This window comes from Chryseobacterium salipaludis (genome assembly GCF_022968825.1).
Classification (GTDB): domain Bacteria; phylum Bacteroidota; class Bacteroidia; order Flavobacteriales; family Weeksellaceae; genus Kaistella; species Kaistella salipaludis.
The window spans coordinates 27,565-40,748 of sequence record NZ_JALHKS010000007.1 but is presented as its reverse complement, the minus strand read 5'-3'; the positions used below and the strand labels follow the sequence as shown (position 1 = coordinate 40,748).

The following is a 13,184-nucleotide window of genomic DNA, read 5'->3' as shown; positions in this document are numbered from 1 at the left end:
TCACATGAAAAAATATATCACCCTTATTTTTGCAGTTTCTGTCTTGTTGACAGGATGTAAAAAGGAATCGCAAGTCACTGAAAACCAAAAAGCAAGTGAAGTGGAGAAGCATGAAGAACCTAATGTGGCACATTTCACCGACGAACAGATTAGGACAGTTGGAATTCAAATGGGCAGTATTGAAAGTAAGGAGCTTTCAAATACCATAAAAGTAAGCGGTATGCTGACGGTTCCAAATCAGAATAAGGCATTTGTTACTCCATCATACAGCGGCATAGTACGCTCCCTATACGTACAACCTGGAAGTTATGTATCAAAAGGAAAAGTTATCGCAACCATATCAAACCCTGATCTAATTGTGATGCAGCAGCAGTTGCAGCAGGTTAATGGCCAGATCAGGATGGCAGAACTGGAAGTTACCCGTGCACAGCAGCTTTATAAAGGTAATGCCGCACCGCTAAAGAAACTTCAGCAGGCACAGACAGATCTTGCAACATTACGCAGCCAGCGCTCCGGATTGCAGAAACAGTTAGGTAGCATCGGCGCAACACAAAGTTATGGTTCGGCCCTTTCAGTACGCGCACCCATTAGCGGCACGGTAAGTAAAGTAATAGCGCAAATCGGGAGTAATGTAGATATGGCTTCGCCAATTGCCGAAATTGTAAGCAACTCAGCGCTGCATTTGGATATTTATGTATATGAAAAAGACTTGGCCAAAGTACAACCGGGGCAAACCATTCACTTTACACTCACCACCAGTCCAGGCAAAGAATATGATGCAAAAATAACTTCAATAGGTACAGCCTTTGAAGGAGAAAGCAAAACTGTTCCTGTTCATGCGCAAGTCGTCGGAGACCGGACAGGTCTTATTGACGGTATGAGTGTAACAGTCGTTATCAGTCTGGATAACCAAACTGCAGCCTCGGTTCCTACGGACGCAATAGTTAATGATAAGGGTCAGGATTTTATCTTTATTAGGCAAAATGATAAAAACAAAGGAGATCGGGGAAATGTACCGGATTCAGGAGAAGCAAGCAATAACAAAGAATCTGAGGAAAAGGAAGTGCGATTTGAAAAAATTCCAGTGGCTAAAGGAGTTACAGATTTAGGCTATACTCAAATCACACCTTTGAAACCAATTCCCGACAATGCTAAAGTAGTAGTTAAAAATGCCTTCTTTATCTTAGCTAAAATGAATAATAAGGGAGAGGAAGGTCATGGACATTAAGAAATTACAATTCAAAGTAAGCACTAAAGCATTATCATAAAATTTAAACTTATGTCAAATAAAAAATTACATACACATACCTACGACGAAAATAGCAATCAATTGTGCTGCACGCCGCAGGAAGGCAAGATATACAAAGATGCAGGCGCTAAAGTTCTGATCGAGGACAGCTGTTGCAGTGTCACTGACAAAGCATATCGTTCCGCAAAAAAATCACCGTCAGGGTCTAAGAAACTGACCGAGGATGATGAACATACGGAGGATGATGGTCATGACCATTCAGCACAGGGGAAATCAACGTTTCAGCTGTTTCTGCCTGCAATTATTTCCTTCGTGATTTTGATGGTGGGATTAGCGATGGATTATTTGATCCTTCAATCCTGGTTCAGGGATTGGGTGCGGATTGGCTGGTATGCAGCAGCATATATTCCGGTAGGTTTGCCGGTTCTTAAAGAAGCGCTTGAAAGTATCCGGAAAGGAGATGTGTTTTCGGAGTTTTTCCTCATGTCCATCGCCACTATTGGGGCTTTCGCCATTGGTGAATATCCTGAAGGGGTTGCGGTAATGCTGTTTTACTCCGTGGGCGAAGTATTCCAAACTTTAGCCGTTCAGCGGGCAAAAGGTAATATCGCTGAATTGTTAGATCAGCGTCCTGATGAAGTGACCATCTTAGTAGATAATCGCCCACAAACCGTTAAAGCTGCAGACGTCGCACTCGAATCGGTCATCCAGTTGAAACCCGGCGAAAAACTGGCCCTGGATGGAATTTTAATTTCAGACAGCGCTTCGTTCAATACATCGGCACTTACGGGTGAAAGCAGACCGGATACAAAACAGAAAAATGATACCGTCCTTGCAGGGATGATTAATCAGAATACTGTTGCGCAGGTGAAGGTCAATACCCTTTACAGTGATTCGAAACTTTCTAAGATTCTGGAATTGGTACAGAATGCTACGGCTCAGAAGGCACCCACTGAATTGTTCATCAGGAAATTTGCCCGCATTTATACCCCCATTGTGGTGTTTCTCGCCGTGGCAATTTGTCTGACACCGTATTTTCTTGTGGATGAATATATTTTCCGGGACTGGTTATATCGCGCCCTTATATTTCTGGTAATATCCTGTCCATGTGCATTAGTGATTAGTATTCCACTCGGATACTTTGGTGGAATTGGTGCCGCAAGCAGAAATGGAATTTTATTTAAGGGTAGTAACTTTTTGGATGCGTTAGCAGAGGTCAAAAATGTGGTAATGGATAAAACAGGAACCATGACTGAAGGTGTTTTCAAAGTACAGACCGTAAATCTGAAACCGCAATTCGACCGGGATTTAATTCTAAAATTAGTGAATGTAATCGAAAATTCATCAACCCATCCGGTCGCAACTGCAATTCATGAACACCTCGGTGAACCCGACCATACTGTTATTCTCGACAATGGAGAAGAAATAGCAGGTCATGGCTTGAAAGGATCATATCAGGGAAAAGAGCTACTCGTAGGAAACTTTAAACTGATGGATAAGTTCAACATCGAATATGATGTAAATCCAAATGATATTGTAGAAACATTAATTGCCGTTGCTTATGACGGAAAATTTGCTGGATACCTTACCATTGCAGACAGTATTAAGGAAGACGCAGCTGACACAGTGCAAAAACTTCACAGTCTGGGAGTAAAAGTCACGATGCTTAGCGGTGATAAATCAACCGTGGTCAAAGCCGTGGCAGAAAAACTGGGAATCACGAATGCTTTCGGGGATTTATTGCCGGAAGATAAAGTGCATAAAGTCAAAGAAATAAAAGCACGGAATGAAACGGTGGCATTTGTCGGCGACGGAGTCAACGATGCACCGGTTGTCGCTTTAAGTGACATCGGCATCGCAATGGGCGGCCTTGGCAGCGATGCAACCATAGAAACGGCAGATGTGGTCATACAGGACGACAAACCTTCCAAAATTCCGATGGCCATTAATATGGGCAAGCAGACCAAAAAAATTGTATGGCAAAATATCGCATTGGCTTTTGGGGTAAAAGCGATTGTTCTGGTATTAGGCGCGGGCGGCTTAGCGACGATGTGGGAAGCCGTCTTTGCAGATGTGGGCGTAGCCCTGCTTGCCATTCTGAATGCAGTACGGATTCAGAAGATGAAATTTTAAATATAGCGGGCTTCGGCCCGTTTTTTTCACCGCAGCCATCAGTTAAGTTGAAAATAATTCCTACATTTGTACAGCTTTACTTTATAATGCACGGACATTTTAAAATACTGTTGCTTTCCCTTACACTCGCGTTATTGGCGCCAGGGATTTCTCAGGCTTGCAGTACAAAGGAGAAGCAGGTTATTAAAACCGCGACCAGTTCGCAAACTTTCATAAAACAGTCATTCGCACAGATACAGCCGTCTTGCGACAGCGGCGATTGCAAAGAAGAATGCTGTCACCCAAAATCACACAATTGTCAAACCGATGGATGCTCAGGAAATTGCAGCGGTAACCTTTGCAGCACTGCTCAGTATACCATTCTAGCAGACAGCAAATTTTTAGAGGATTCTAAAAACGAAGCGTCCGGTTACGATGACAAAAATTCTAATTTCTTTTATCAGAATCCCCATTACTCCGGTGGATTCCATACCATTTGGGAACCGCCCAAAATAGGTTAAGATCTTCTTTTACAGCCCGAATTGTGTCTGGTCGTGAAGTGTTTATGACACTTTCCGCAGATTATTTAGCGGTGCTGAATGTCCCTTCGAACTTCCACTTCTCGTTTAAGTAATCCTTTAGAAAAGAATGTTCTTTAAAGAACAACTTGAAGATCAGGATATTCGTACACAGTCTCTCAAGACGGAGGCTCAAATTTAACCTTTAACCGATAATTTAATGAAGAATATTCTTTTAGGAATACTGGCTTTTGTAGCAGTGTTTCTCGTTTCCTGCACCAATTCAAAAGCCGAAAATACCCAAATTACCAATGCACAGTTCAAGACCGGCGACATTGTTCCTCACGACCAGGTCTGTATGGTAAACAACGCCTATATGGGTAAAAAACAACTCGAAGTACAGCACGACGGTAAAACGTATTACGGCTGCTGCGAAAACTGCAAACTGAGAATCCCGCAGGAAGAAAATGCGCGGATGGCATACGATCCGATTTCTCACCAACTTATCGATAAAGCAACCGCAATTATAGCGATATCCGATAAAAACGACAATGTCGTGTACTTCGAAAACAAAGCAAACTACGAAGCCTTTTTCAATAAAAAATAAATAAACTTTAAACTTATAAAATAATGAAAACAGTACTATTCAGCCTTTTGGCAGTCGGAACATTTGCACTTACTTCCTGCAAAGAAAACAAAGAACAGAAAAGCACCACTGAAACTTCCATGAAGCACGATATGAGCACAATGTCCGATAGTGCAGCGATGGGCAATATGGCAACGGATAAAGAGATAACCGTTACTGAAGCCAAAAAGTCTTCCGCTGATCTTACGGAGCTTTATTCCCATTACACCCACCTTACATTCGCTTTGTCCGGTGATGATGATAAAGAAGCGGTTAGTGCAGCGAAAGGGATCCTGGCCTCTTTTCCTAAAATAGACAAAAATGGGTTTTCCGATGAACAGAAGAAAGAATTTGCAGAACTGGAAGCCAGCATCCGGGAACACGCCGAGCACATTGCAGATAATGCCGGAAACATTGATCATCAGCGCGAACACCTGGACATAATGAGTGCAGATTTTTACGACCTTTTGAAAGATTTCGGAACTCCAAAACCGGTGTATAAAGTATTCTGCCCGATGTATAATGACAAAAAAGGAGCCTTCTGGCTCAGCGATTCACGCGAGATCAAGAACCCTTATTACGGCAAAAAAATGGCTTCATGTGGCGAGGTTCAGGAAGAAATTAAGTAAAACTGTACAGAACCATGATTCAAAATTTAATCAAACTGTCCCTCCGCAACAGGTATTTCGTTTTGCTGATTGCAATCGGCCTTTTTATCTGGGGTATTTTTGCGGTAAGGGACAATCCCATCGATGCCATTCCGGATCTGAGTGAGAACCAGGTCATCGTTTTTACGGAGTGGATGGGCAGAAGTCCCCAGATTATTGAAGATCAGGTGACTTTCCCGCTGGTCAGCAACCTACAGGGAATTCCGAAAATTAAGAACATCCGCGCCTCTTCCATGTTTGGGATGAGCTTCGTATATGTTATTTTCGAAGATAATGTGGATATTTATTGGGCCAGAACCCGCGTAATGGAACGGCTCAATTATGCGCAGCGTTTACTCCCACAAGATGTCACCCCTACGCTCGGACCGGATGGCACCGGTGTTGGTCACGTTTTCTGGTACCATTTGGATGCACCCAAAATGGATCTAGGAGACCAGCGCGCCCTCCAGGACTGGTATGTGAAATTTGCTCTGCAGACGGTTCCCGGTGTGGCGGAAGTAGCCTCCTTTGGCGGCTTCGAAAAACAGTACCAACTCATTGTAGATCCTGTAAAACTCCAGTACTATAACGTATCCCTCATGGATGTCATGAACAAAGTGAAAGCCAACAATAATGATGTGGGCGGACGTAAATTTGAGATGGCCGATATGGCCTATATCATTCGCGGCCTGGGTTATATCAAGAACGTAGCAGATATCGAGGAAATTGCTTTGGGAAATTACAACGGAATTCCTGTGCGGGTGAAAGACATTGGTTCTGTACAGATGGGTGGTGATTTGCGTCTGGGTATTTTTGATGCAGACGGTGAAGGCGAAGTCGTGGGCGGTATCGTAGTGGCACGGTATGGCGAAAATGCGGATAAGGTCATCAACGATGTGAAAGAGAAAATGAAGGACGTTGAAAAAGGACTCCCTGAAGGCGTCACCTTCAAGACATCGTACGACCGCAGTACCCTGATTGAAGGGGCAATAGACAATATTAAAACCAAGCTGATTGAAGAAATTATCGTGGTGGCAATCATTGTTATTCTGTTCCTATTCCACTGGCGAAGTGCATTGAGCATCATCATTCAGATTCCGGTCACCATTGCCATCAGCTTTATTCTGCTCAATGCGTTTGGACTATCCTCCAACATCATGTCACTTACCGGAATTGCACTTGCAATCGGGGTGATTGTAGATAACGGAATTATTATGTCTGAAAATGCGTATAAAAATCTTTCGGATTGGCAGAACCATCAACAAAATAAAAACCCATAACAATGAAGACCAACTGGTTTAAAAATATATTCAGAAAAAAGGATAAGGAGAAAGACAGTTACGTTAAAATTCCCGAAGACATTCGGTTGAAGATTATCGAAAAATCATCCTTACAGGTATCCAGAGGCGTATTTTTTTCTACGGTAATCATCGTGGTTTCTTTTCTCCCGGTATTTATGTTGACCGGTCAGGAAGGTAAACTTTTTCATCCGCTGGCGTACACTAAAACATTCATCCTGATTGTTGATGCAATACTGGTGCTTACCCTTGCACCGGTGCTGATCTCCTTTTTTATGAAAGGAAAATTTAAGGACGATAATAAAAACCCAATAAACAGGGGCTTGGAAAGGGTGTACGAACCGCTTATCAGATGGTGCATGAAATGGAAAAAAACGACGCTTGGCATTAATATTTTGGCCCTGCTCATCAGTATTCCAATGATTATGAACCTCGGGCGTGAATTTATGCCGCCTTTGGATGAAGGATCCCTGCTCTTTATGCCGGTAACCCTTCCCGATATTTCGAACTCTGAGGCCAAAAGATTACTGCAGGTGCAGGATAAAATCATTAAAGGAGTTCCGGAAGTAGATCATGTCCTTGGAAAAGCTGGAAGAGCCAACACGGCGACGGATAATTCACCCATCTCCATGATAGAAACCATTATTCTGTTGAAACCGCAGAGCGAATGGCGCGACGGCAAAACAAAAGAAGATCTGATCGATGAACTGAATGCCAAACTGCAGATTCCGGGCGTAACCAATGGCTGGACCATGCCGATTTCCAACCGGATCAATATGCTTTCAACGGGGATTAGAACGGATGTTGGAGTAAAAGTATACGGCCAGAATCTGGACAGTATTGCCGTCCTTTCAGAAAAGATAAAAAAGGAACTCACGGGAATTGAAGGAATCAAGGATATGTATGTAGAACCGATTACCGGCGGAAAATATGTGGACATTGAAGTGAAACGCGAAGAAATAGGAAGATACGGCCTAAGTGTGGATGATGTAAATGCCGTCGTGGAAAGTGCCCTCGGCGGAATGAAACTCACCACAACCGTTGAAGGCCGACAGCGCTTTTCGGTAAACGCCAGGTACGGCCAGGATTTCAGAAATAATTTGGAATCTCTGAGAAGACTGCCCATGCAGACGATGGAATTTGGTTCCATCCCGCTAAGTGCAGTAGCCGACATCCGTCTTACAGAAGGACCACCAATGATCAATTCTGAAAATGCAATGTTGCGTGGAACGGTTCTGTTCAACGTACGCGACCGGGATTTAGGCAGTACCGTAAAAGAAGCCCAGGCAAAACTCAATAACATGGTGAACAAAATGCCTAAAGGTTATTTCGTGGAATGGAGCGGTCAGTACGAAAACCTGATTCGCGGAGAGCAGACTTTAAAAATGATTATGCCACTCGTATTGGTCGTGATTTTCCTCTCCATGTATTTTGCGTTCAATTCTTACCGCGAAGCTTTTTTTAATCTCATCAGTATTCCTTTTGCCTTAATCGGCGGTGTCTTTATGATTTCGATTTGGGGGGTGAACCTTTCCGTAGCCGTAGCAGTTGGTTTTATTGCGCTGTTCGGACTTGCGGTAGAAACGGGAATTGTGATGGTTATTTACCTGAACGATGCCATGATTCAGCTTACTACGAAGAACGGCAACTCCCGGGAGACCATTAGCAATGAAGAACTTCGTGAATATGTCATCCATGGTGCAGCAAAAAGATTAAGACCGAAGATTATGACGGTTTGTGTGACCCTCTTCGGCCTAGTCCCCATCCTGTGGAGCCACGGTGTGGGAAGTGATATGATGAAACCCATTGTATTACCGATGGTCGGTGGCGTTTTCACGTCGGCCATTCACATTCTTTTGGTAACGCCTATTATCTTTTATATGCAGAAGGAATGGGAACTGAACAAGTTGGGTAAAATTGACGTGCTCGACGCTTCCCATTAATACTTAAATGATTACAAAATGAAAAAATTAATAATAACAGGAGCACTGGCCTTGCTTTACACCAATATTGATGCTCAGCGGATGCCGTTGCCCGCTGTAATGGACAGTATCGCAGCCAACCATCCGGTGGTTAAAATGTATAATGCGGAAGTCCGGTCAATGGACGCTGCGGCCAAAGGCGCAAGAAGCTGGATGCCCCCAACCGTTGGAGCCGGGTTCTTCATGACACCCTATAATCCAAAACTCTGGCAACGCGACGGCGATATGCTCGGTATGGGCTCAGTAGCAGTTTCTGTGGAGCAGATGTTTCCCAACACAAGGAAACTTGATGCCAACGAAAATCTGATGAAGGCGATGTCTTCCGTAGAAAAGGAAAAACTCTATGCCGCCCTCAATGAAAACTTTCAGGATGCGAAAAAACTGTATTACAGTTCAATCGTCCTGGATAAAAAGCTGCAGGTCGTAAAGGAAAACGAAAAGATGCTGGATTTCATGATCAGAAACGCCGAGATCCGGTACAAAAACGGGCTTTCCAAAATATCTGCATATTACAAAGCCAAAGCCGCCCTCGGAAGCTCCAAAAACATGCAGCTCATGTACGAGAATGACCTCCGCGTCAACCGGATCCGGTTGAATGCCCTCATGGGAAGAGACCCGCTCGCGCCACTGGAGATTGAACCGGAATACAACCTGAATGATTATTCCTTGGAAACCTTTGATCAGGAGCTATTTTATCAAAACAGAAGTGACCTTCGCGGCATCGACCGGGAAATCAATATTGCCAAACTCAAACAGGATCTGGAAAAGCAGAATCTAAAGCCGGAATTTGGCGTAAAGTTCGAAAACATGTTTGGTTTTGGCGGCCAGCCCATGCAGTTTTCACTCATGCTGATGGCAAAGCTGCCGTTTGTTTCCTGGGCTTCACGCATGAATAAAGCCAATATTGAAAGTCTCAAACTGAAAGAAGAGGCCTTGCAGGCGCAGAAAGAAATGATGGTGAACGAATACAGTGGAATGGCCTACGGAATGCGCAATGAACTGGACCTGAATAAAAATCAGCTCAAACTCTATGAAGACACCATTATTCCGGCCTTAAAAAACAACTACAAATCCATGCAGTTGGGCTATGAGCAGAATACGGAAGAACTCTTCATGTTATATGACGCATGGGAACAGCTGAATATGGCCCAACTGGAATATTTCGAGATCCTTACCAAAGCACTGCAGACGCAAACTGAAATTGACCGCTTAATTGAAAGAAGATGAGAAAAATTATAATATTCACTATGCTTTTATTTGGTTTGACGGCGTGTGACAAAGTTAAGTTCTGGGAAGATAAGCACTCGGCAGAAGCTGCAATGCATACTTATACCTGTCCGATGCACCCGGAAGTGATTTCAGACAAACCCGGCAAATGTCCCAAATGTGGGATGGATTTGGTCCTGAAAGATGCCCCTGAAAAAAAGGAAGAGGGGATTAAACTCGACGATCTGCTGAAACCAACCAATGAATTTGTAGTGTCGGAACAGCCCGTAATAAAAGTAAAAAGAGAAAACATACCCACCACGGTTGATGCTTTAGGGACGGTAGAATACGATACTCGACAGATTGGCAGTATTTCCTCACGCGTTGCGGGCCGTATCGAGAAACTCTATGTGCGGTATAAATACCAGAAAGTGTCCAAAGGGCAGCGTATTTTAGATATATACAGCCCGGAACTTTTAACCGCACAGCAAAACCTGCTCTTCGTTATTAAAAATGACCGCTCAAACAAAACGATGATCGATGCTTCACGCCAGAAACTCCTTCTTTTGGGAATGCCGGCTTCACAGATTCAGAAAGTCATCCAGCGAGGGAAACCTGATCTCACAATTCCGGTTTTCAGCAATTACAGCGGACACATTCAGCAGGCAGGATCGGCCGGAAGCATGGGGTCATCACCACAATCTGCACCCGCAATGGCTTCAAATACGGCAGTCACCGCTGAACTACCCCTAAAAGAGGGAATGTACCTCCAGAAAGGACAGAATATTTTCAGTGTCTACAATCCCAACAGAACCTGGGCCCAGATCAATATTTTTTCTGAAGACATTGCACTGGTCAGCAAAGGACAGTCAGTCATGATCATCCCGGAAGCCAATCCTGAAAATCGCTTCAAAGGAACCATCGGTTTTATTGAACCGTTTTTCAGGCAGGGCAGCAAAACCGTAACGGCGCGCGTCTATTTTGATAATTCCACCGCAAAAATTCCTGTCGGAAGTCAGGTTAAAGCGGAGATTATGAGCCACAACAGAATGGCAGACTGGCTGCCGAAATCAGCGGTGGTTTCTTTAGGGATTGATAAAATCGCGTTCAAAAAAGTAGAAGGCGGTTTTATTGCCCATAAAGTTGTTACCGGCGCGGTGGTAGGCGATAAAATTCAGATCGTCAGTGGTTTGCTTCCTGAAGATGGAGTTGCCGAAAATGCACAGTACCTGATGGACAGCGAAAGTTTCATAAAAATTAACAGATAAAAATTGATAAGATGAAATTCAATATTTTAATGCTTGCCTTGCTGGTTTTTCTTTACTCCTGTAAAAAGGAGGAAGATCCGCATGCCGGCCACGATATCTACTACACCTGTTCCATGCACCCGCAGGTAGTCTCCGATAAACCCGGAAAATGCCCCATTTGTCACATGGATTTGGTGCCTGTGGAGAAGAAAAAGAATGCGGATCCTAACGAAATTGTTTTGAATGACGAGCAGGTTAAACTTGGGAATATCAAAACAGTCGCGCTCTCTGACGGTTCCATGGCTGATAAGCTCACGCTTACCGGAACACTTAATTTTAACCAGTACCAAATGCAGGCAGTAAGTTCCAGAGTAATGGGCAGAGTTGAACGGTTGTATTATAAAAACATTGGCGATTTTGTTCCGAAGGGGGCGCCGTTGGTCGATATTTACAGTGAAGAACTCAATAATGCAAAGCAGGAATATTTGCTGGCGCTTGAAAGACGCAAGCTGTTCGTCGGTAATACTTCCATTGATTTTGATCAGTTGCTCCAAAGTTCCCGCAACAAGCTTTATTTATGGGGAATGTCCGAAGGCCAGATCAAACAGCTGGAAAGATCAGGAAAAGCCACGCCAACCACTACCGTGTTCAGCAATGCAGCCGGTTACATCACCGATCTGAGCATTGCCGAAGGCGATTATCTTGCCGAAGGTGGCACCATCGTGAATCTGGCAGATCTTTCATCGCTTTGGGCAGAGGCGCAGGTCTATTCTTCCCAAATGGCTCTCCTTCAGAAAGACAGCAAGGTCACCGTATATATTCCCGATCTGGATAATCTGAAGATTAATGGGAAGGTTGATTTTACAAACCCGGAAATAAGCGCCTCCAGCAGGATAAATCTGGTTCGCATTTCCGTGCCCAACAAAGGAAATCTGCTGAAACCCGGCATGCCGGTATATGTTCTGGTGGAAAACAAATCCCGTGATGGTCTTTCAATGCCTGTGGATGCGGTAATCAGGGATGGCAAATCTTCCACGGTGTGGGTGAAAACCGCGAAGAACACCTTCGTCAACAGAATGGTGGAAACGGGTCTCGAATATGAAGACAGAATAGAAATCACATCAGGAATTATGGCGGGAGACGAAGTAGTGGTCTCCGGGGCCTACCTTCTGAACAGCGAATATATATTTAAGAAAGGGGCAGATCCCATGGCGGGTCACGATATGAGCACCATGTAATATGAGAAAATTGAATATCATAGGTTGGCTGGCGGTGATAGTAGTGGCGGTTGTTTTAGCCATTCAGGTCATACCGGTGGAGCGTAATGTATCCACCGTTCCGCCAGGTCAAAGTTTTGAAAGAACCGAAAAGGTGCCCGCCAACGTGGCTGCAATCCTTAAAGTTTCGTGTTATGACTGTCATTCCAATAATAGCCGCTATCCCTGGTATTCGGAATTGCAGCCGGCCGCGTGGTTCATGGCCCGGCATATTAAAAAAGGCAAAGAAGAACTCAATTTTGATGAGTTCAATAACTATTCAAAAAGACGGAAAAAAGCAAAAATAAAAAGCATCATCAGCCAGATTGAAAAAGACGAAATGCCCTTGAAATCGTACCGCTTGATGCACGGAGGTTCCAACTTACCAACAAAGGACAAAAAGGAGCTGCTCGATTTTTTTAATAAACTTAACTAACTTTTAAAAACGAAAAATATGGAAAATTCACAGCACAGCCACAAAGTTTCGCCGGACCATAACGCCTCGGGGGAAACTCATTCTACACAGAATATGGATTCAAAAAAAGAAAGTGAACAAATGGATCACACCGGAGCATATAAAAAGTTATTTTGGATGCTTCTCATTTCCTACGTATCCATGTTTATTTTAATGTATGCGATGGTTGATCGGTTATCCAATGTGATTCCCAATATCAATCAGTTTTATATGGCCGGGCTCATGGCTTCTCCTATGTTGATCATCGAACTGCTTTTAATGGGAAAGATGTATCCCAATAAAAAACTAAACAAAGTACTGATGGGTGTCGGTGTGTTGGCGATGGCGCTGTTTTGGTCTGGCATTCGGCAGCAGACCGCCGTTGGAGATATGCAGTTCTTAAAGTCAATGATCCCGCATCACGCCGGTGCAATCTTGATGGTCGAAGAAAGTAATTTGGTCGATCCGGAAGTGAGAAAATTGGGCGAGGAAATTATCAAAGCACAGGAGGAAGAAATTGCCGTCATGAGGGCGAAAATTAAGGAACTTCAAACCGAGAAGTAATCGCAAATAGCAGAATTTAACGCAAA

Annotated in this window: 11 protein-coding genes; all 11 read left to right on the top strand. The window is 43.8% G+C overall.

Features of this window, described 5'->3' with window-relative positions; translation table 11 throughout:
* Positions 1-4 precede the first annotated feature (4 nt).
* The 11 genes from MVI27_RS11005 (at position 5) to MVI27_RS10955 (ending at position 13,158) form a co-directional block, all read left to right on the top strand.
* Positions 5-1,228, top strand: a complete 1,224-nt coding sequence (locus tag MVI27_RS11005; protein WP_246961775.1) for an efflux RND transporter periplasmic adaptor subunit — start codon at positions 5-7, stop codon at positions 1,226-1,228.
* Positions 1,229-1,279: 51 nt separating this feature from the next.
* Positions 1,280-3,382 carry a heavy metal translocating P-type ATPase gene (locus tag MVI27_RS11000; RefSeq protein ID WP_246961773.1) on the top strand — a complete coding sequence of 701 codons (2,103 nt, stop codon included), beginning with the start codon at positions 1,280-1,282 and terminating at the stop codon, positions 3,380-3,382.
* A 717-nt stretch (positions 3,383-4,099) separates the two neighbouring features.
* Positions 4,100-4,486 (top strand): hypothetical protein, encoded by a 387-nt coding sequence (locus tag MVI27_RS10995; protein ID WP_246961770.1) that lies wholly within the window; start codon positions 4,100-4,102, stop codon positions 4,484-4,486.
* Positions 4,487-4,509: 23 nt separating this feature from the next.
* Positions 4,510-5,133, top strand: a complete 624-nt coding sequence (locus MVI27_RS10990; RefSeq protein ID WP_122026936.1) for a DUF3347 domain-containing protein — start codon at positions 4,510-4,512, stop codon at positions 5,131-5,133.
* Positions 5,134-5,147: 14 nt separating this feature from the next.
* Positions 5,148-6,431: an efflux RND transporter permease subunit gene (locus MVI27_RS10985; RefSeq protein ID WP_095072156.1), complete on the top strand. Its 1,284-nt coding sequence runs from the start codon at positions 5,148-5,150 to the stop codon at positions 6,429-6,431.
* 2 nt (positions 6,432-6,433) lie between these two features.
* Positions 6,434-8,392, top strand: a complete 1,959-nt coding sequence (locus MVI27_RS10980; protein WP_239283614.1) for an efflux RND transporter permease subunit — start codon at positions 6,434-6,436, stop codon at positions 8,390-8,392.
* Positions 8,393-8,410: 18 nt separating this feature from the next.
* Positions 8,411-9,658, top strand: a complete 1,248-nt coding sequence (locus MVI27_RS10975) for a TolC family protein (RefSeq protein ID WP_124805504.1) — start codon at positions 8,411-8,413, stop codon at positions 9,656-9,658.
* A complete protein-coding gene (locus MVI27_RS10970) occupies positions 9,655-10,905 on the top strand; it encodes a heavy metal-binding domain-containing protein (protein WP_228410825.1) in 1,251 nt (416 codons plus the stop codon). The genes MVI27_RS10975 and MVI27_RS10970 overlap by 4 nt, the downstream gene beginning before the upstream one ends.
* Before the next feature lie 11 nt (positions 10,906-10,916).
* A complete protein-coding gene (locus MVI27_RS10965; protein ID WP_246961768.1) occupies positions 10,917-12,122 on the top strand; it encodes an efflux RND transporter periplasmic adaptor subunit in 1,206 nt (401 codons plus the stop codon).
* A gap of 1 nt (position 12,123) precedes the next feature.
* Positions 12,124-12,576: a heme-binding domain-containing protein gene (locus MVI27_RS10960; RefSeq protein ID WP_246961766.1), complete on the top strand. Its 453-nt coding sequence runs from the start codon at positions 12,124-12,126 to the stop codon at positions 12,574-12,576.
* Positions 12,577-12,594: 18 nt separating this feature from the next.
* Positions 12,595-13,158 carry a DUF305 domain-containing protein gene (locus MVI27_RS10955; RefSeq protein WP_246961764.1) on the top strand — a complete coding sequence of 188 codons (564 nt, stop codon included), beginning with the start codon at positions 12,595-12,597 and terminating at the stop codon, positions 13,156-13,158.
* Positions 13,159-13,184 lie beyond the last annotated feature (26 nt).